General features: G+C 45.5%; 16 protein-coding genes. 2 read left to right on the forward strand and 14 right to left on the reverse strand.

Annotation, left to right across the window (positions count from 1 at the left end; translation table 11 throughout):
- Nucleotides 1-22: 22 nt before the first annotated feature.
- Nucleotides 23-1,369 carry an MATE family efflux transporter gene (locus MASE_RS19255; protein WP_014951374.1) on the reverse strand — a complete coding sequence of 449 codons (1,347 nt, stop codon included), beginning with the start codon at nucleotides 1,367-1,369 and terminating at the stop codon, nucleotides 23-25.
- A gap of 121 nt (nucleotides 1,370-1,490) precedes the next feature.
- Here MASE_RS19255 and MASE_RS19260 point away from each other — a divergent pair, with 121 nt between their 5' ends.
- Nucleotides 1,491-2,717 carry a polysaccharide deacetylase family protein gene (locus MASE_RS19260; protein ID WP_014951375.1) on the forward strand — a complete coding sequence of 409 codons (1,227 nt, stop codon included), beginning with the start codon at nucleotides 1,491-1,493 and terminating at the stop codon, nucleotides 2,715-2,717.
- A gap of 79 nt (nucleotides 2,718-2,796) precedes the next feature.
- Here MASE_RS19260 and MASE_RS19265 read toward each other — a convergent pair whose 3' ends face one another.
- The 6 genes from MASE_RS19265 to MASE_RS19290 are packed head-to-tail and all read right to left on the reverse strand — an operon-like array spanning nucleotide 2,797 to nucleotide 7,396.
- Nucleotides 2,797-3,384, reverse strand: coding sequence for a GNAT family N-acetyltransferase (locus MASE_RS19265; protein ID WP_014951376.1), 588 nt, complete (start codon nucleotides 3,382-3,384; stop codon nucleotides 2,797-2,799).
- A gap of 1 nt (nucleotide 3,385) precedes the next feature.
- On the reverse strand, nucleotides 3,386-4,030 hold the full coding sequence (locus MASE_RS19270) for an SCO family protein (RefSeq protein WP_014951377.1): 645 nt from the start codon (nucleotides 4,028-4,030) through the stop codon (nucleotides 3,386-3,388).
- Complete coding sequence (cyoE, locus tag MASE_RS19275; RefSeq protein ID WP_014951378.1) at nucleotides 4,027-4,944, reverse strand: heme o synthase; 918 nt, start codon at nucleotides 4,942-4,944, stop codon at nucleotides 4,027-4,029. The genes MASE_RS19270 and cyoE overlap by 4 nt, the downstream gene beginning before the upstream one ends.
- Entirely contained in the window at nucleotides 4,937-6,154 is a 1,218-nt protein-coding gene (locus tag MASE_RS19280) for a COX15/CtaA family protein (RefSeq protein ID WP_041693893.1), read from the reverse strand. The genes cyoE and MASE_RS19280 overlap by 8 nt, the downstream gene beginning before the upstream one ends.
- A gap of 5 nt (nucleotides 6,155-6,159) precedes the next feature.
- Nucleotides 6,160-6,699, reverse strand: coding sequence for a hypothetical protein (locus MASE_RS19285; RefSeq protein WP_014951380.1), 540 nt, complete (start codon nucleotides 6,697-6,699; stop codon nucleotides 6,160-6,162).
- Nucleotides 6,692-7,396 (reverse strand): SURF1 family protein, encoded by a 705-nt coding sequence (locus MASE_RS19290; protein WP_014951381.1) that lies wholly within the window; start codon nucleotides 7,394-7,396, stop codon nucleotides 6,692-6,694. Before MASE_RS19290 ends, MASE_RS19285 begins: the two co-directional genes overlap by 8 nt.
- A 45-nt stretch (nucleotides 7,397-7,441) precedes the next feature.
- On the opposite strand from MASE_RS19290, the gene MASE_RS19295 reads away from it, so the two are divergent.
- The gene (locus MASE_RS19295; RefSeq protein WP_039221374.1) at nucleotides 7,442-7,651 is read left to right on the forward strand and encodes a DUF2909 domain-containing protein; all 210 of its coding nucleotides are present in this window, start codon (nucleotides 7,442-7,444) and stop codon (nucleotides 7,649-7,651) included.
- A gap of 15 nt (nucleotides 7,652-7,666) precedes the next feature.
- On the opposite strand, the gene MASE_RS19300 is transcribed toward MASE_RS19295, so the two are convergent.
- From MASE_RS19300 to MASE_RS19330, 7 genes are all read right to left on the reverse strand, one after another.
- A complete protein-coding gene (locus tag MASE_RS19300; protein WP_014951383.1) occupies nucleotides 7,667-8,560 on the reverse strand; it encodes a cytochrome c oxidase subunit 3 in 894 nt (297 codons plus the stop codon).
- Nucleotides 8,561-8,583: 23 nt separating this feature from the next.
- On the reverse strand, nucleotides 8,584-9,171 hold the full coding sequence (locus tag MASE_RS19305; protein WP_014951384.1) for a cytochrome c oxidase assembly protein: 588 nt from the start codon (nucleotides 9,169-9,171) through the stop codon (nucleotides 8,584-8,586).
- 147 nt (nucleotides 9,172-9,318) lie between these two features.
- Nucleotides 9,319-10,947, reverse strand: coding sequence for a cytochrome c oxidase subunit I (ctaD, locus tag MASE_RS19310; RefSeq protein WP_014951385.1), 1,629 nt, complete (start codon nucleotides 10,945-10,947; stop codon nucleotides 9,319-9,321).
- A gap of 9 nt (nucleotides 10,948-10,956) precedes the next feature.
- Nucleotides 10,957-12,120 (reverse strand): cytochrome c oxidase subunit II, encoded by a 1,164-nt coding sequence (gene coxB, locus MASE_RS19315; RefSeq protein ID WP_014951386.1) that lies wholly within the window; start codon nucleotides 12,118-12,120, stop codon nucleotides 10,957-10,959.
- Between the two features lie 582 nt (nucleotides 12,121-12,702).
- Complete coding sequence (lexA, locus tag MASE_RS19320; RefSeq protein ID WP_014951387.1) at nucleotides 12,703-13,329, reverse strand: transcriptional repressor LexA; 627 nt, start codon at nucleotides 13,327-13,329, stop codon at nucleotides 12,703-12,705.
- Nucleotides 13,330-13,441: 112 nt separating this feature from the next.
- Entirely contained in the window at nucleotides 13,442-17,002 is a 3,561-nt protein-coding gene (locus MASE_RS19325; RefSeq protein WP_014951388.1) for a COG1470 family protein, read from the reverse strand.
- Nucleotides 17,003-17,174: 172 nt separating this feature from the next.
- Nucleotides 17,175-19,460, reverse strand: coding sequence for a sensor domain-containing diguanylate cyclase (locus tag MASE_RS19330; RefSeq protein WP_014951389.1), 2,286 nt, complete (start codon nucleotides 19,458-19,460; stop codon nucleotides 17,175-17,177).
- Nucleotides 19,461-19,703: the final 243 nt, after the last annotated feature.

The raw sequence follows: 19,703 nt of genomic DNA on the forward strand, positions 1-19,703 counted from the left end.
GTCAGCGAAGCGTTATAAAACACTAGCTTTGCGGTATCGCTAGCTCACCACGTTTATCTAGTCGATAAAAGCTCCAGGCCAATGTCACACCGCGAGCGAGTAAAAAGGCAAGTAGAGCATACCAAAGGCTGACGTTACCCTGATCTTGCGTGAGGTACCAAACGGGGAAATACACCCCTAACGCACTTATTATCATGGTATTTCTCATTGCGCTGGCTCGGGTAAGACCAACAAATACGCCATCGTACAAAAAACACCAATGCGCTAATAGAGGAAGTAATACCATTAAACCAAGATAAGGTAGCGCAGCTTTTACAATGTCACTATGTTCGGTAAGAAGCGCGATAATGGCCTCACCGCCAGCGAAAAATATCAAGCTATAAATAAGGGCAAAAATACTCGACCAGACTAACCCTTGGTAGGTGCGTCGTTTCACTTCGCTGCTGTCTGACGCCCCCTTGGCTTCACCCACCAGCGCTTCCACCCCATAGGCTATGCCATCAAGTCCCAATGCAATAAGAACAAAGAACTGCATGAGTATGGCATTGACGGCCGCCGACGTTTCGCCGTAACGGGCACCTTGAATGGTGAGAAACGCTAAGCAGCCCTGTAATGCTAAGTTACGTAATAGCATGTCACCGTTAAGCTTCATCAGTACCTTACGAGCTGCACGGTTAAACCACGATGCACTCACCGCGACACCGCCTACGCGCTTAAACGCCACCGCTAGCGCCATTATAGCCATGGTATACTCAGCGATAACACTGGCCAGCGCCACGCCAGCTACAGACAAACCAAGCCCGAACACAAACACTACATCGAGTCCCGCATTCAATAAATTTCCCACAATTTGAATAGCCATGACGCTGCGCGTTTTTTGCTGCCCTACTAACCATCCAACTAATGCCAGATTAAGCATGGCAGCTGGTGCGCCCCATACCCGCGTCGAAAAGTAGTCTTGAAGATGCAGGGCAACTTCACTGTTTGGCTGAGTTAAAGCTAAGCCTATAGACAAGATAGGAGATTGAAGAGCGAGTACCACAGCCCCCAACATTAGAGCAACCGCCACCGTTTGCCACAGCACTTTTGCTGACTCTAATGTATTGTTCGGTGAGCCTTTAGCTTGTGCACTCAAGCCTGTTGATGACATGCGAAGAAACCCGCACACCCAGTATATTTGCGTTAAGATAAGTGCGCCCACCGAAGCCCCTGCAAGCATGGCTGGTAAAGACATGTGTCCCAAAACCGCGGTATCCACCAAACCTAATAGAGGCGTAGTAATATTCGCTAAGATCATGGGAAGCGCTAACGCCAACAGACGGGAATGGTCGTCAAAAAAGGAGCGCTGAGTTAGTTGAGCAGGGGACATAAATGATCTCAGTAGGGGTTAATTTCGCTATATACTATCAACCTATGCAGCGGCATAAGTGAAATGCGTACCAGCTTGACCATGTATAAGATTGGCCAAGTCGCATTATTTGGAGTTTACCATGCTATTGAATTTGATTAGGCACTCAGTGGATGATGATATGAAAACCAACAATGTAATTCAAAATAGAACGACGAGTCGCACGCGTTTGAAGATCTTATCTTCAATGCTTGCGGGAATTTTCAATGTTTTGTTGGTCTCACCTAGCATTGCTTCAGGCTCAGATGCAACCCCTGTTGCTGATGCGACTTCCACTACAAAGGAACAAAGTGGTAGTAACATCGGCTCTAGTGTGAGCACCACGCCTAACGCCGCCATTTTGCTTTATCACCATGTGTCGTCTTCAACACCAGCCAGTACCAGTATTTCGCCTGAAGCCTTTAAATCGCACATGGAATACTTGGACGCACACCACACTGTTGTTTCGCTTCAGGACGTTGTTTCTGCGATACAACACAACACTACACTGCCAGAAAATGCGGTTGCGATTACGTTTGACGATGGCTACGCAAACATTTTAGACAATGCTCACCCAATACTGGCTGACCTAGGTTTTCCCTATACCGTGTTTATCAACCCTGATGAAATTGGCGTAGGTCCTAAGCAGCTAACATGGGAGCAAGTTATTGCTATGCATAACGATGGCGTTGTTTTTGCCAACCACACGCTAGACCACCTTCATATGCTAAACGGTGAGCAAGCAATGGGCGAGCGCGCATGGCTGGAGAAAGTTTGGCAGAACGTAGAAAGTGCTGAAAAGAAGATTGAAGATAAACTGGATATTAGCCTTAAATATTTAGCGTACCCGTTTGGTGAATACAACACGGCGCTCGCTAATAAGCTCAAAGCTGAAGGTTACATTGGATTCGGGCAGCATTCCGGGGCTGTGGGCCCATCTAGCGACATGCAGGCACTACCGCGCTTCCCCGCGGCCGGTCCTTACGCCAATTTGGCAACGCTAAAGACCAAGCTTAATAGTCTAGCCATGCCAGTGACGCAAAGTTCACATAAAGACCCTCGTATGACAACACGAAACCTGTCATCGCCCATTAGTTTAACGATAGACAGTGACGATGTTCGCCTTACACAAGTAAATTGTTTTTTCGGCGGCGACCCTATCGAGACTAGCCTAGAAGAAAATGTGCTTACGTTTACCCTTGATGAAACCCTTCCAGTAGGACGTTCACGTGTGAATTGTACAGCACCGTCTAATGCGCAATCAGGGCGTTATTATTGGTACTCTACGCCCTTCTTTGTGGCAGATGAGAACGGCAATTACCCAGACTAGGGCATGTCGATAAGGCACATCTATGCTTGAGCGCGAGCGCATATCGATTGGGCTCGCGCGTATATAAGGAAACGTTTACCTATACAGGTTTAGAAAATCGAATAAAACCTTTATTTATCGACTCTTCCACAAAACTATGGCGCTGATAGAAACGAATGGCTGGCACGTTCGACACTTCAACATCTAGTACCACTTTACGTTTGTTCAGTTTTTCTGCTCGCGCTTGCATAGCATCAACCAGTATCGTTCCCACGCCCGTTCGACGGGCACTTTCTTCAACAGAGAGATGGCCTATCATGAGTTCGGTATTAGTAGGCGGCGTAAGATTGATGGCCACGGTCTGATTGCGCATGAGCACTGTCATAGCCTCATCGAGGGTAAAGTACGATGTGATGCTATCAAGGGTCGCCCTATCAAATGTTGCACCAAGTTTGCTGTGCCAAGAGGTCACAACACCGAGTACTTCGTCGCCGCTACACGCCACCCAATGATTCTTAAAGCCATATTGCCCGCCACCGAGCTCCCATGCATGAGACAGGTAGCCCTCAGCTGTTTTATTTTTATTTTGTCCAAAAATAGACGTTAACAAAGACTGCGCCGCATTCAATATAAGCGGCGTAGTTTGCGCAGCATCAGATGCCACACCTTGCCTTATTTTGATTTCCATATTACTGCTTCGAGATTATTATTGGCATATCAGCCAATATTTGCTGGGAATCACTTATCGATAGCTTTCCTGGCTCTCTTTTTGGTTTGAATCTTCCTATCACCCTAGCTTCAGGGTCGACAAGTACGACAGATGCACTGTGATCAACTAAATAGTTGGGGTTATCGGTACTTTCAGCAATGGCATACATCATTCCTAAATTACGTACAAACGGGAATAGCGCCTTGTGCTCTCCAGTTACGGCAATGAACTCCTCATTAAAATAGCTCACATACTCTGAAAGTCTTTCAATTGAATCGCGATTTGGATCAACGGATACAAAAACAATTCGAATAAGTTCGACACTATTTAATGCTTTTAGTTCAGGATATATGCCGTTCAGTTCAGCCATGGTAGTTGGGCAAATATCGGGGCAGAAGGTATAGCCCACAAATACTAAGCTCCACTGCCCTTCAAGCGACGAATTATCAAACACTTCACCTTCATGAGATGTAAGTGAAAACGGTGATAATGCTCTCGGCTCTGGGTAAGTCTGAAAGTATTCAGGCTGACTTTCAACATTTGGGGGCGCGATATACAGCGCCCCTACGATGCCTGCACATAGCGCTAAAAATGCAACAAGGCCGACGGTAGTTCGTTGATTCATAAACTCAGTGGTATGTAGTGATCTAAGAGTAATACGACAAACAATACCATGAGATGAATAATTGAAAACCTAAAAGTTTTCATTGCAGTTTGTGGCTCTGCATCGAATTTTAACTTTAATGCATAGTATAAAAACCCAATGTTAAGCACACTTGAGCCAATCAAATAAATGAGATCGCTCATGCCTGTAAGGTAGGGCAGCAAACATACAAGCCCCAACAATACTGTATACAGCAACACTGACGTTTTCGTAAATGACACACCGTGGGTTACCGGCAGCATGGGCACCTTCGCTTTGGCGTAATCTTTTTCTCTATGAATAGCGAGCGCCCAAAAATGCGGCGGCGTCCAGGTAAAGATAATCAGCACTAAAAGCAGGGCATGGGCATGTATTTCCCCTGTAACCGCGGTCCAACCTAGAAGCGGTGGAGCAGCCCCAGCTAAACCGCCAATCACGATGTTTTGCGGTGTCGCTCGCTTTAAATACATCGTGTAGATAAACGCGTAGCCTACTAGACTTGCTAAGGTTAACCACGCGGTTAGCATATTCACAAAAAGAGCTAACACTACAAATCCAACCACACCTAAAACGCCTGCAAACCACAGCGCGTTGTTTACGCTAACCTTGCCTTTTGCGACGGGGCGATTAAAAGTACGCGCCATCACACTATCTATCTTATGGTCGACAACGTGATTAATAACGGCAGCAGACGCAGACAACATACCAATACCCAATAAGCCACAGATAAGTACGGTTGCGTTTACCCACGAAGGCGTAGCTAAACACATGCCTACTAACGCGGTTAACAGCAACAACATGACGACATTAGGCTTCGTCATTTCATAGTAATCTCGCCACGTGACTACATTTTGCTGACGTGAAGTACGCGCATGTAAAGAGACCGATTTAGCCATGGAAACCTCCTGGAGCTTTAGGGAGAATATGAGAAGACGTTGACGCGTTTAAAGGGTCGTGCAAAGGCGCTTCGTGGATGCTAAATGCACCTGCACCCTGCAGTGGTTTCGAACCTGAGAATGAGCCTGTATTTCGTTTTTCTGTACCGAAGACGTTATCGTTTTCTAGTGCCAAGAATACGGTAAAAATGAGGTTGAGTAGGGAGATAAGTAACACGGCTGCGACCGCGTTATGCATTACAGCGACAGCCAGCGGCAGCATAAAGATAATGTTACTAAGTCCTAATGCCACTTGCGTGCACAATGCTACCAACATAAACGTACCCACATATTTTTGTTTACTTGTGGTGTAGCGGCTTACCAACACACTTATACCTAGTGCTAGTAAGTATAAAAACGTGATGACCGCGCCGAACCTATGCACTATGTGCATGGTAACTCGTTCGCCGTAATCGTGAGCACCAAACTCATAGTTGTCTGCGTCAGGCACACTGAATGCACCTGCCAAATCAATTCTTTCCTGCCAACCGCTTTCACAGACCGGCATTTCCGTACAGGCCAACGCAGCATAATTGGCAGAAGTCCATCCGCCAAGAGCAATCTGGGTAACAAGCACGCCAAGCCCAATGAAGGCGAAAAGTTTAAGGTTTCGCTGAAAGACTTTGGCTTGAGGTAAGTCGGTAATATCCTGATCATGCATAGCTGACGCTATGGGCGCTTGTTTAGTTTTCGATGCATCGCCTGCGGTGTTGCGCAAGCGGAGGTAGAGAATAAACAGGCAAGAGAGTACAGAGAAGCCCCCCAGCAAATGCCCCATAACTACGACGGGAAGCAGATTGAGCGTCACGGTCCACATACCAAGTGCTGCTTGGAAGATAATAAGCCCCAGCAGTAACAGAGGTAATTTAACGGGCGTGCCTTTGTCGCGCTGCCGAATAGCAATAATGGCAATAGCCAGAACACACAGCCCCAGCGTTCCTGCAAAATAGCGGTGAATCATTTCATTCCACGCCTTAAACGCCTCAACTGGACGTTCGGGAAAAGCGGCGTTAGCTTGTGCCACTTTTTCCTCACTCAAAGGCACGGTTAGGTTACCGTAGCATCCAGGCCAGTCGGGACATCCTAGCCCAGCGTCGGTCAAACGCGTATACGCACCGAGAATAATAACGACTGCCGCCAGAAAAATACTGAATAGGGTTAATTTTTTCATGGCCATTATCCTATACGCGATAATTTAAGAAGCTTTCTCATATCTGCCAGCATGTTGCGGCTTTCCATCACGGCGTCTTTTCTATCGTCTTTAATGTCGTAAAAGAGCATGGCGTTATTTTGCGTATCAACAATATAAACACTGCTAGAGGCAAGCGCCGTTGGTGTAGTAACGGGTAAGGTTTCGACAAAAGGGTAGTCTTCTAGCGCGGCTATCGCAGTTTGGTCGCTTGAAGCGGTAGTAACGACCACTGCTTGGGCACGGTCCGATTCTTTACCTAGCGCAAGCCACACTTGGTTAATGCTAAAAAGTGCGTTCTCGCACACTGCGTCACATTTACTTGGCATCACATACAACAAACGCCATTTAGGTTCCGCGTTTTCTAAAAGCGCACTCATGTCGATGGTCGGCGCGAGCAGCTGACCTTTATTTGTCGCGCCTTTAGTAAACCAATCGTTATCAAGTGCGAGCTTTGCCAGAACAACAGGTAAAACAAACACGGCTACCATAATAATTAATGTTTTTTTCGAAGCAGCATTACTCATAACTACGTCCTTTCTTACTAATTGCAAAGCCGCCAATGGCTGCAGCGGCAATGGCTAAACCAAACCATTGAACTGCATAGCCAAGGTGCTTTTCAGGAGACATTACGACGGCCTGATGTTCACGAATAAACGCGGGGTCAGGCGTGGTAAGGTGAAGAATAAAGGGTAAAAGTTTGCGCTCTAAGGCGTTGCTTAGTGCAGGGAATTCTATGTGTTGTACCAGCGCGGGGCTTTGCGACAAAGCCATGTTGGTTTCTTTCACTAAGGGGTTGTTACCCGGCACGCTAAGCACGCCGATTAATTCGCGCGTTTGGCTTGTAAAACTTATTTCCGGTAGCGTGCGCGTTAAGTCTGGCGCAGGCACCCAGCCAAAGTTAACCAAGAGCCACCCGACATTGGTATTTACCGGTACGATGACATCGAAACCCACCCGCTGATTGTGAATCTGATTATCTAATAGCAACACATGGTTAGCGTCTATTGCGCCGCTGAACGATACGGTAATATCCCGAGGATCATCATGAGACAACGCCTCTTCTAAACTCAAGGTTCCATTACTTTGCTTTTGCGCTATGCTAGCTAAACGTTGTTGCTTTTGGACCATGCGATCAAGTTGCCAGTACCCTAAACCGCACATAATCGCCACACTAAAGCCCGTGAGTAACCAAGGAATAACGTGGCGAGTGCGAGAAAACATGATTATTTCGCACCATGCAAAATTAGAATAAAAACAGAGGTGAATATGTTGATAAAAATAGTCCTTGTTGCGTTGGTGCTGTACATGATTGTGAATTTGTTCATGGCGATGCGAATCATGATGAAAAATGACACGTCTAAGGGCCCTATGAGTAAGTACATTGGTCGACGCGTGCTCACTTCTGCCGTCATTGTTATTATTATTCTTATCGCTATTGGTACCGGTTTAATTACCCCAAACCCAAGGCCTTACTGAGTTTGGGGATTCCTTTTAAAGTACGTAAACAAAGATGTAGAGCATGACCCACACTACATCTACAAAGTGCCAGTACCAGCTCCCCGCCTGAAACGCGAAGTGGTTTTCAGGCGTGAAATGCCCTTTCAAGACCCTAAAAAACAGTACAATTAGAATGATGGTGCCAAGGGTCACATGCATGCCGTGAAACCCTGTGAGCATAAAGAAGGTGTTGCCGTAAATGCCTGACTGAAGCGTAAGCCCCAAGTCGCGATACGCATGTATGTACTCTTCTACCTGTAGGAACAAGAACCCACATCCAAGTAAGATAGTGATACCCAGCATTAGGGTTAGCTGTTTGCGTTTGTTTTGCTCTAGTCCCACATGAGCGAAGTGCAGTGTAATAGATGAGATAAGCAAGATAACCGTGTTGATTGTGGGCAACCCCGCAGCACTCATTTCCTGTGTGGTAGTGCCGCCTGGCGTTGACACCAGCGGCCACATGGCCTCAAAGGTCGGCCATAAGACCTCATTGGTCATAGCGTTATTCGATGCGCCGCCCAGCCACGGAACGGAAATAAATCTCGCGTAGTAGAGGGCGCCGAAAAACGCAGCGAAAAACATCACCTCTGAAAAGATAAACCAGCTCATACCTTGTCGATATGAACGCCCCAGCTGATCGCTGTAAAGCCCTGCCATAGATTCATCTATTTGATTTTTAAACCAACCTACAAGCATAACGAGCAATACTGCTATCCCCGCTAAAAGGATATGACCGCCATAGCCTGTTTCACCTTTGGTTGCTTGCACCACATAATTGCCCGCACCTACGGCGATAAGAAATAGAGCAACGGCCCCTACGATGGGCCATGGACTTTGTGCGGGTACATAATATTTTTGGTATTCGTGATTCTGTACTTCGGGTTGCATTTTCTTCTCCTTACCCCTTCGGCCTATTCGCCATTTGATGGTGTTGAAGCCATAAAGGGATTCGGTGTTGTCGTTAGGTCACTGGCTCGCGCTGTGACGTCATAGAGTGTGTACTGCAAGGTAAAAAACGTAATTTCTTCAGGTAGCTGAGGGTCTACATAAAACTGCATGGGCATATAGGCTTCACTACCCGCATCTAATGGCTGCTGATTGAAGCAGAAGCATTCAGTCTTGTTCAGGTACAGTGCTGCCGTTCCGGGGGATACAGAGGGAATGGCCTGAGCTACGATATTGCTTGATGCAGGGTTTCTCACATAAAACGATACCGTATTAAGTTCGCCAGGGTGCACTTTCACGCGCTTGGTTTCAGCACGAAACTCCCAGGGCATACCGGTATTTGTGCGAGTAATAAACTCGACGGTCACTTCTCGCGACTCATCAATCTCAACCGATTGATAAACCGCAGCCGTGCCTTCGGTTTTTCCGTTAATTCCCGTAACGTCGCAAAATACGTCGTACAAGGGAACAAGGGCAAAGCCGAAGCCAAACATGCCAATGACAATAGCAACAAGTTTAATAACCATCTTGTTGTTTGCGCTTTGCTGTGACATCACGTGACCTCCGGGTAAATCCATAGATGAAGGTTGGTAAACGCTTGTTTAGTCGTTTATCTCCCTCACCACCTGCAATGTGTGAATGTCATTCCCATCGGCTTTTGCCGGTTGAAAGGAATGACCTATTCACAACTCCACCTACCGTTACTTAACGACAGGTGGCGTTTCAAACGTGTGATAAGGAGCGGGTGATGGAATTTCCCATTCCAATCCTTCTGCGCCGTCCCAAACTTGCGCTGATACCGGCTCACCTTGCTTTTTGCATGCCTTGATAAGCAGGGCAAGAAAGATGAGCTGAGATAAACCGAATGCAAAACCACCCAGGCTTATCCATTTATTAAAATCAGCGAACTGCAATGCATAGTCAGGAATACGGCGTGGCATACCAGCCAAACCCACAAAGTGCATAGGGAAGAACAACACATTGACCGATACCAGTGAGCACCAGAAATGCCATTTAGCTAAAGCTGTGTCATACATTTTTCCCGTCCATTTAGGCAACCAGTAATACACCGCAGCCATGATGGAAAAGACCGCGCCAGTTACCAGTACATAGTGGAAATGGGCTACAACGAAGTAAGTGTCGTGATATTGGAAGTCCACGGGCGTGATCGCCAACATTAGCCCTGACAACCCACCAATGGTGAACAGCACAATAAAGGCAATAGCGAACATCATTGGCATTTCAAAGCTCAGTGAGCCGCGCCACATGGTCGCTACCCAGTTAAACACTTTTACGCCAGTAGGCACCGAGATAAGCATGGTGGCAAACATGAAAAACATTTCCATGTACACCGGCATGCCCGTGGTGAACATATGGTGAGCCCACACAACAAAAGAGAGCAGCGCAATCGACGCCGTGGCGTAAACCATAGACGCGTATCCAAACAGCTGCTTTCGAGAGAAGGTAGGAACAATTTGCGAGATAATGCCGAAAGCGGGCAAGATCATAATGTACACTTCAGGGTGCCCGAAGAACCAGAAAATATGCTGGAACATAACCGGGTCGCCGCCACCAGCAGCATCAAAAAAGCTCGTGCCAAAGAACTTATCAGTTAACACCATGGTAACCGCACCGGCGAGCACTGGCATTACCGCAATCAGCAAGAATGCCGTGATAAGCCACGTCCATACAAACAGCGGCATTTTCATCCAGGTCATGCCTGGCGCACGCATATTAAAGATGGTCACAATCACGTTAATCGCACCCATAATGGATGAAATACCCATGATGTGAACAGAGAACACAAACAACGCTGTCGAATCGCCACTGTAAGTCGTTGAAAGGGGCGCGTAGAAAGTCCATCCAAAAGCAGGGCCGCCGCCTTCCATAAAGAGCGAGCTCAATAGAATGAGAAAGGCACCTGGTAAAATCCAGAAGCTCCAGTTATTCATGCGCGGTAACGCCATGTCAGGGGCGCCGATCATCATGGGAATAAGCCAGTTTGCGAGCCCAGTAAAGGCTGGCATTACTGCACCAAATACCATGATAAGCCCGTGTACCGTAGTCATTTGGTTAAAGAAGTTTGGCTCTACAATTTGTAGACCGGGTTGGAATAGTTCAGCGCGGATCACCATGGCCATCGCACCACCAACTAAAAACATAATAAAGGCAAACCACAGGTAAAGTGTGCCTATGTCTTTATGGTTAGTGGTAAACAACCAACGCGTTATCCCTTTAGGAATATGATCGTGGTGTTCATGGTCATCATGTAGGTGACCGTCATGAGGCGCAGAGGTATCTGGCGAAATAACTTCAGTTGCTTTGCTCATTGTCTGCTCCTAGTTTCCGTTTGCCACTGCGTTTACATCTTTGGCTTGAACCATATCGCCAGTTTTATTGCCCCAGGCATTTCGCTCGTAAGTGACTACGGCGGCAATTTCCTTAAGACTCAGCATTTTTCCAAACGCTTGCATGGCTGTTCCTGACTTTCCATGCAGCACGATGTCAATGTGACCTTGCTGATCTTCTAGTGCCATCTTGCTGCCTTTTAATGCCGGGAACACGCCAGGTAAACCTTCACCATTTGGCATATGGCAAGCAGCGCACGTTGCGTTGTATACTCGCTCGCCCTCTTTCATCAGTTCATCCATAGACATATTCATAGAAAGTAGACGCTGCTCTTCTTCTTTTGCTTTACGAACAATCTCTTCTTGTTCGCCCATCCACTTTTCAAACTCGGCGGGTTCTTTAGCAATTACCACAACCGGCATATAGCCATGGTCTTTACCACAAAGCTCTGCGCATTGTCCGCGATAAATACCCGGCTCATTCACCTTGGCCCAAGACTCGTTAATAAAGCCGGGGTTGGCATCTTTTTTCACGGCAAAGTCAGGAACCCACCAAGAGTGGATAACGTCGTCAGAGGTAATAAGAAAGCGTACTTTTTTCCCAGTAGGAATAACCAAGGGACGGTCAACTTCCAGCAGGTAGTTATCTGTTTTCTGGAATTTGTTCTCTATTTGCTCGCGCTGAGTGGCGAGTAAAGAATAAAACTCTACATCGCTATCCATGTACTTGTAATGCCATTTCCATTGAGAGCCTGTTACTAACACCGTCATGTCAGGCTCAGACGTGTCTTCCATAGCAATTAGAGTATTCGCTGCGGGTACCGCCATGAAGATAAGAATAAGGAAAGGAATAACGGTCCAAGCAATTTCGACCTTCACGTTTTCGTGAAAATTCGCTGGCTTGGCGCCACGGGACTTTCTATGTAGATACATTGAGGCGAACATCACGCCAAAAACTACAACCGCGATACCTACACAAATGAAGAACATCAACATATGGAGGTCGTATACCTGCCCACTGATGTCGGTAGCACCGCGTCTCAAATTAAGCGAAGAGGCTTCTTCGCTTGCTTCTTGCGCAAAAAGCAAAGGGGAAAAAAGCAAAATTGGTATACTAGAACACCATTTTGCGAAAACGGTCGTTAGTTGTTTCACTCAGCACCTCCGTAATGGCGTGGTCAAAGACGCTGATTAATTTGCGCGATGCCCTACCAAATGGTTTGCGAACGATTGACCCATAACCTCAACTTGTAAAACAAATTTAGAGTCATTGTTATTATTTTGTTAATCTCTGTATAAGAATTGCGCAATAATGTCGTGCCGTCTAGTCTTTTCTATTAAAAATTTAACGAAGTGGTTAATTTTTAATCATTTACTAAAATGGTCGCGGGGGATTTCACGTGCAAAAAGAGAAAGCCATTGCTGTGAGATGCCCTTGGAATCAAACAGGCATTTTGAACACGGGGTTAAAGTAAATGCTCGACTAACTAGTTAAGAAATCAATAAGTAATCGATTACTCAATGTCGATTTCAAACAAAATTCAAAATAAAAAATGGAAAATACTTGAAGCATTCATAGAAAGAATAACGTGAGTAATGATAAAAATAAGCGCGCAGAAAACCAACAGGTTTGCTGGGCAGGATAAAACCTAAGTTGGCAGATTGAAGAAAAAAACAGGAACAAAAGACATAAAAAAAGCGGCTAACGCGCCGCTTTTATACAAACAAGCTAAAATACTACATCCAGTCAGCGTTTCTGATCACACCCACCGCAATGCCTTCTATCGCAAAATGTTCAGTCGCCAAATCAACTTTTATTGGTGCAAACTCATCATTCTCAGCATGAAGCAATACTTCACGCCCGCGTTTCTCTAGACGCTTTACGGTGACGTCTTCATCGACACGCGCCACAACCACCTGACCGTTGTGTACATCAGTGGTGCGATGAACAGCGAGAAGATCACCGTCTAAAATACCAATGTCTTTCATGCTCATACCGTTAACGCGTAGCAAAAAGTCGGCATGGGGTTGAAACAGTGCAGGATCGACTTTGTAGTGCGATTCAACATGCTCTTGCGCCAAGATCGGCTCACCGGCTGCAACACGCCCAATTAACGGTAGGCCTTCTTCTTCTTGTGCGTCGTTATCAAGAGGGATATTGAGCTTAATGCCACGAGACGTACCAGGCAAAATTTCAATCACGCCTTTACGCGCCAATGCTTTCAAATGTTCCTCTGCTGCATTAGCAGAACGAAAGCCAAGCTGACGGGCTATTTCCGCACGAGTAGGCGGCATTCCCGTTTCTAACATGGTTGTTTTAATAAGTTCTAAAACTTCGGTTTGTCGAGCTGTGAGTGGGCGCATAAAAGACCTGTCTGTTCATACAGTTCCTGTAAGTATATACACCTAAAACTAAATAACAAGCACTTGCCGCGTCTTTTGCGATCTGCAATAGCCTACGACAAGTGCTTTCCTCTTATTTTACGAGAAGAGCCATGTTCGGGTTACTAATTTGTAACTCCAGCTCCCCATCACTATTTTGACGTGTGCGCATGCCTTCAACATTATCGAGCCCAAGTCCAGGGCTTTGCCACACCACATTGCCTTTATTATCAACCTCAACCACGCGATATGCGATGCTGTCATAATAATTGTACGAATAGTCATTCTCGTTAGGCTGGTAGATAGCGAGAATCGACTGATTAGACGACGTCGTTGGAACAGCCGCTATATACTGAGGGTAGAATGACGGTGCTATAGCGTCTTTGAGTTCTAATGCATCGCTCGCCACGTCATAAACATTGATGGTGTTGTAGTTTCTATTTAAACACGCAAATTCAAGTTCGCTATCACTATCAAAATTTACCGTGAGCAATTGGTCACAATTGGTTTCCAATTCATTCAATCCAACAAATTCACCATCCTGCATTTTATAGAGCTTGAGCGAACTATAGCCCCCAACAGCAAAATAATGCACACCGTCTTTTTCAGAGGCAGCAAGCGCATTAATTGAAAAATCGTTAATGATTGAGTCGATAAGCACCTGATTCTCGATATCAAACGCTTTAAGTCGATTGTTCTCAATAATAACTGCATCGGCGTAACTATCGTTATTTACGTCAATGGCTTCAATAAACGAAATTTCACTATTCTGATTATTGTTCAGTGTCCACTGAATAGCGTTATCTGTAAGTCTCACGACATTAAACGACGAACTATAATCCAGTGCCCCTATTAGTAACTCACCCACACCGTCATTGTTGTAGTCTGTAACGACCGGTTTGCTATAGTTATAGACATCTTCGCCAACCTCAGCACTTATCGCAAAGTTATCCTCTTTATCTACCGATAAAATCTGAATAGATGATTCGTAACTACTTGTATCGCTAACAAAGACGGCTCTTTCATCATTATCGCCATAAGGTGCCCAACCCGCGGCATGATATCTACTCGCGCGCGGCGCACCTTTTATATCTGACAAGGCATATTCACCGTTGGCATCTTGTTGCGCTACTAAAATTTGGTTCTCACCAGTCCAAATAATGTCGTCCACATTGTCATTGTCTAAATCGTCAATGAGAAGTGACATGCCACTGTAAGTGTTGTGGTTAAGAGCCCACTGCTCAGAGATTTGTCCCGCTTCTAATGCAAAACCTCTAACTTGTCCCCACTGACACTCGGAGACAACCACTATTCCTTCTGTAGCTGGGCTTTCTTTACTATAGGCGATATCACAAATGTCACCATGTTCCGCCGTTGCCAAACTGCTTTTCGATACTGCTGAGTAGATTGAGATATCATTCCAACTATCGGCACCGATGATTTCATCTACACCATCGTTATTCATATCACCCAGCACAACAAATGCGTCGCTGAACCCGCTACCGTATAGCCATTGGTTGGCACCGCTTTCGATATCAAATACATAACCATTGTTCGTTACCATTTCTATCGATGCGTCATCATCTACGTTACCAAAAGAAAGGTTATTGACGCCGTCAATATCGTACTGTTGCAACTGCTCACCTGTGCGAACATCTACAATGGCAATAGAAGTCGCATTGTAATATTCGCTCCCATATAAATAAGCAACTTCATCAACTCCGTCACCATTGATGTCGTAAAATAAGCCAGAAATAATACTATCTTCAATAATAAACACCGCTTCTGCGTTACTTTCGCGGTCTTTTATTACAGACAATCCCTGTTGAGTAAGAAGGTAGATTTCATCATTATTGTCACCATCAACATCTTGGGTATGCACGCTTCTAATTTCGCCTTTAGTTGGCAGTTTATACGGATACACATAGGTATTTTTAAGCGTATTGCCTTCTAGCGAAAATGCGCCCACGTTGCGAGCATTTACCGTGATAAGTTCACTTACACCATTGGTCGAAGCAATAGCAAAGCCGTGATTATAAATTGGTGTCATCACAGTAGTACGAGCATAAGCCGGGGCCTTGTCCGCATAAGAAGTGATTTCGAGCGTTTGTTGGGATTCAGTTCCGTCTAAGCTAGCGAAACTAAACATATAAGTTTGAGCGTTGAAAAGTTGATTCGCAGGTACATTCCAGGTCATCAGACCTTCCGCATTTAACGAAGCACCGGGAGGCGCTGAAATAAGCTCTCCCGCGACGTCATCGTCAACTCTGTCTGGGTCACTCATCGATACGGTAAACTCTACGTATCCGCCCGCAGTTACTACTTCAGGCATATTCGATGCAGTGAGCGTCATAGGAGAATTGCCGATCTCAACGAAAGTAGGCTGGGATTCGACAACGTTAATACCGTCTGACACCACCATGGTAACTTTAACTTCATCACCGAAGACTGCGCTGTAAGGTGGCAGCGTGGTACCATTAACATCGTCAAGGACTACACCATTTACATACCAGCGAAACGAAATCACCAGCTCTGAGTCGGGAGTATCTGAATCATGATAGTAGCCAGGCTCAACGGTGACTTCATCTGTGGTATAGACAGTCTCATAGGCATAGTAATAAGGCTGATTCACTACAGGAGGTACGGATATCGCATCGATATCTGAAAGCGCAAGGCCAGTATGATTTCCGCTGGCAAACGCTGTTAGATTATTAAAGTATACACCTACATCGTAAATATCATCGCCGTTGTTATCTTCGCCATAGCGAACTGCGCCATCAATAACGTCAATTCCAGCCGTTTTATCTCCTTTTACGACCAGCGAGCCAGATGACGAATAGGGAAGGTCGCCCTGATCAGAAGAATATGCAAAGTCCAATTTGCCTTTAGACGCAATGTAGATTGAACCATTAAGTTCAGACACGAAGGTGTTGTTTGTCACCCCTTCTGCTGATGTGCCACTGACCTTGTAAGTTTCACCATTGTGCGTGACAGTAAGATACTGCCTCGTCTCTTCATAAAACGTACCTGTTTGTGGGCGATAGCGAAAATCAACACTTAAGTAGCCTTTTAATGTTGTGCGCACGCCACCGTCTAGCATAGACAAAGTAGTGAAATAAGACGTTACTTCGGAGCTGTTTTCACCTGCGTCAGTAATAACTAGCGAAAATTGTCCGTCATACCGAGTGGAGTCGTAATATTGAATGCACTGATCATAATCTACAGTAATCGTTCCTGTACCCATGTCTTCATCAAGCTTACCTGAGTATGTTACTGATCCTGATTCATAGCACTCGGTCGTACCTTCAACGTTGCCGTTCTCATCTAGGAAGGTGTAGATATCATATTGATCTACATAGGGTGAGCCACTTGTATGGTCACCAAAGAGCGTGATGTAAACCTCTTGTACTGCGCTGATATCCACAGTAGAGACTTTCGTTTCTCCACTGTAGTTCGCATCAGCATAGGTGGTTGCCGCCGAGTTTAGTCGTGACTCTGAGTAATCTAAAGGATTTGATAAAATTTCTAGTGCTGTCGGCTCAGGTGGAGGTGGTGGGTTTGTAGGTGGAGAAGAATCAGAGTCACCTCCACCACCACACGCAGTTAGAGCTAAAAGAGAAAAAAGGCCAGAAAAACCCAAGCGCGAAGTTTTCATACATCGTCCCTGATTTAAAAGGCATGTCGGCTTTTTAGTTAAAAGCTCAAAACAAGCCTAATTATTAAGTTTAACAAAATATTCGTTTTTTATAACTTAACTTTATCAATCTAGCAACAGCGCCTTGAGCGTATACGCTTATATTTAATGTAGGCGAAGCCACGTACTATTATTATTCATCCCATACGACTTGGTTTCTGCCCTGCTCCTTGGCTCTGTACAGCGCCTTGTCAGCAAGCGATAAGAGGGCGCTGAAATCCGCCTCAAAGGTGTCTTTGATAAATGTTGCGCCGATGCTGATCGATAAATTCATCGTGTCTGTCTTGTAGGTCACCCTTCCTTCTTCAACAGCAATGCGCAGTGCTTCTAGCTGCCTATGGATCTCTTCTTTCTTGTCACCTATCATGACTATTGCAAACTCTTCTCCTCCTAATCGAGCCACGACATTTGGCGCTTGATTATGTTTAGCTATTTTTCTCGCAACAGCAATAAGCGCCTGATCTCCAGCATCGTGACCGTAGGTATCGTTTACTTTTTTGAAGTGATCAATATCGACGATAGCAACACATCCTCGACAATGTTGTTTTGAAAATGAGATGCACTCGTCAAGGAACGCGCGTCGGTTATAAAGGCCCGTTAAAGAATCAGTCATCGCCAAATGCCTAAGCTTCTCTTCAGCAACGGCTCGGGCTTCCTCAAGCTCTACTGCGTAGAACAAGCCAGCCAAAGCATCTAAAAAGGGCTGTAGAAACTCAGCATCTTCGTCAGTGTAGGTATCAAACTTATTCGCTAAACCGACCATTCCCACTACTTTATCTTTCACTTTTATTGGTAGGCCTAAAAATCGGCTAATGCGCGGATGACCGTGCGGAACACCTTTGGAATTAGGGTGACTGTTTGGCGCATTACTAATGGTAACTTCTCCCGTTAAAATTGAGGTTCCAAAAAGGTTATCGAAGTTGCTAAAGTAGAGGTTTCGTTTTTTGTACTCTGCATATTGAGAAAAGCTACTGTTATCCCAAACAATTTCAGAAATCGCATGAATGAAAAGTCTAGATGAGCTACCGTCTCCTTTCATTTGGCCGACAAAGGCAAACTGGCTATCTGAGATATCTATGAGTTCAGCCAGTACGGACTGACACGCCATCGTCAAGTCATTGTTTTGGAGATATGATGCCCGGGTTTTATTGATAAATTGAAGGAGCTGGGTTTTCTTTCTCTCATGCAGTTCGCTTTCCATTCGCTGCGTTATATCTCTGTGAATACCTGCTATACGAACCGGCTTACCTTGGGCATCTGTCTCAACGGTTTTCCCATAACTTTCAACCCAAACCCAAGAGCCATCAGTGTGTTTCATGCGAAATGTGGTGTTAAAGACTTTGCTCTTACCAATTAGATGCATGTTGAGCTGCTTTTCAACTTTGACGTAATCCGCGGGATGAATGAGCTGTCTAAAAAAGCGGGAGCCACTGTCATAGTATTCATACTCAAGACCAACAATGTCGCACCAGCGCTTGTTGACTTGATTAACATCGGCGGCCAAGTTCCAGTCCCATGTTCCTAACTCTGAAGCCTCGAGTAATAAACGCATCCGCTGATTGGTTTTATTGAGCTTGTCTTCCACATACTTTTGGTCACTAGTGTCAAACAAAAATGCTTGAACCGAGTACAACATGCCGTCTTCGCGAAAATTTGCCGTTGATATCATGCTCACCCAAATAGTACGCGTTGGCGTCCTTATCTGAAGACGGCAGGTGTGCGTTTCAACACCTTCCATGTGGGCCTGCATAGCAAAGGTAAAATCACCCTCCGCCTCCTCAGACAGCACCTCACTCAATGCCACCGTTCCAGTGAGCAAATCTTGGGGTGAAACTCCCAATACACGCTCACTATTTTTCGAGATATACACCAGCCTCAACGACGTATCATAGCGCCACGTTGCCAACACAATAGGAGACTTCTCAATAAGCCCATGCTCGCGTTTAAGCGCTTCGTGTTCTCTTGAAAGCGAAATATGCTGACTAACCAAAGCACCTATTCTCTCTAAAACTTCTAAGTGTTTTGCGTCTATTTCTCTTGGCACGGTATCAATTAAACATACGGCACCGATTACCTGATCATTTATCTCGATCGGCGTTCCTGCGTAGAAACAAATGTGAGGTTCTCCGGTGACGAGAGGATTATGCATAAACCGTGGATCTTCTTGCGCGTTGCTAACAACCACCTGCTTGCGCTCTTCAACGACGTGACTACAAAACGCATGTTCACGAGTGACTTTAGAAAGAGTGGTTCCGTAGTGTGCTTTAAAGGTTTCTTCAAACTCTCCGACGACGCCAATGAGTGCGATCGGCACCTTGTATGCCTCTGCGAGCACCATCATTAAATCATCAAGATCTAACGGCACTTCGCTATTGAGCATAAAGTCATCAATTGTCTTTAACCGGCTTTGATCATCCACTACTGCTTGCTCATATTCATTTGCCCTTATAAAAGTAGTAACAGTCCGGCTGTACCGCAATTAAATACAGCTAATGTTACGTTCTCTGTATTCGAACCCATTATAGAAATGGCTGTGACTCACAAGAAAAGGAGAAGGGCGCTTTTGAACTTCCCATGTTATGAATAGTCATTACAGCATGAGAAGCGATGAAATTGGCTTGTCGCGAGATTGTGACGCGTTTGTGTTACACTTCACCCGTTT

The organism is Alteromonas macleodii ATCC 27126, assembly GCF_000172635.2.
Lineage (GTDB): Bacteria > Pseudomonadota > Gammaproteobacteria > Enterobacterales > Alteromonadaceae > Alteromonas > Alteromonas macleodii.

What these genes read in the sequence shown, in the direction of transcription:
- MASE_RS19325 (WP_014951388.1), bottom strand. Translation starts at nt 17,002, where the DNA reads ATGAAAACTTCGCGCTTGGGTTTTTCTGGCCTTTTTTCTCTTTTAGCT.
- MASE_RS19270 (WP_014951377.1), bottom strand. Translation starts at nt 4,030, where the DNA reads ATGAATCAACGAACTACCGTCGGCCTTGTTGCATTTTTAGCGCTATGT.
- cyoE (WP_014951378.1), bottom strand. Translation starts at nt 4,944, where the DNA reads ATGGCTAAATCGGTCTCTTTACATGCGCGTACTTCACGTCAGCAAAAT.
- MASE_RS19300 (WP_014951383.1), bottom strand. Translation starts at nt 8,560, where the DNA reads ATGCAACCCGAAGTACAGAATCACGAATACCAAAAATATTATGTACCC.
- MASE_RS19265 (WP_014951376.1), bottom strand. Translation starts at nt 3,384, where the DNA reads ATGGAAATCAAAATAAGGCAAGGTGTGGCATCTGATGCTGCGCAAACT.
- MASE_RS19305 (WP_014951384.1), bottom strand. Translation starts at nt 9,171, where the DNA reads ATGTCACAGCAAAGCGCAAACAACAAGATGGTTATTAAACTTGTTGCT.
- lexA (WP_014951387.1), bottom strand. Translation starts at nt 13,329, where the DNA reads ATGCGCCCACTCACAGCTCGACAAACCGAAGTTTTAGAACTTATTAAA.
- MASE_RS19280 (WP_041693893.1), bottom strand. Translation starts at nt 6,154, where the DNA reads ATGAAAAAATTAACCCTATTCAGTATTTTTCTGGCGGCAGTCGTTATT.
- MASE_RS19290 (WP_014951381.1), bottom strand. Translation starts at nt 7,396, where the DNA reads ATGTTTTCTCGCACTCGCCACGTTATTCCTTGGTTACTCACGGGCTTT.
- MASE_RS19295 (WP_039221374.1), top strand. Translation starts at nt 7,442, where the DNA reads ATGTTGATAAAAATAGTCCTTGTTGCGTTGGTGCTGTACATGATTGTG.
- ctaD (WP_014951385.1), bottom strand. Translation starts at nt 10,947, where the DNA reads ATGAGCAAAGCAACTGAAGTTATTTCGCCAGATACCTCTGCGCCTCAT.
- MASE_RS19260 (WP_014951375.1), top strand. Translation starts at nt 1,491, where the DNA reads ATGCTATTGAATTTGATTAGGCACTCAGTGGATGATGATATGAAAACC.
- MASE_RS19285 (WP_014951380.1), bottom strand. Translation starts at nt 6,699, where the DNA reads ATGAGTAATGCTGCTTCGAAAAAAACATTAATTATTATGGTAGCCGTG.
- MASE_RS19255 (WP_014951374.1), bottom strand. Translation starts at nt 1,369, where the DNA reads ATGTCCCCTGCTCAACTAACTCAGCGCTCCTTTTTTGACGACCATTCC.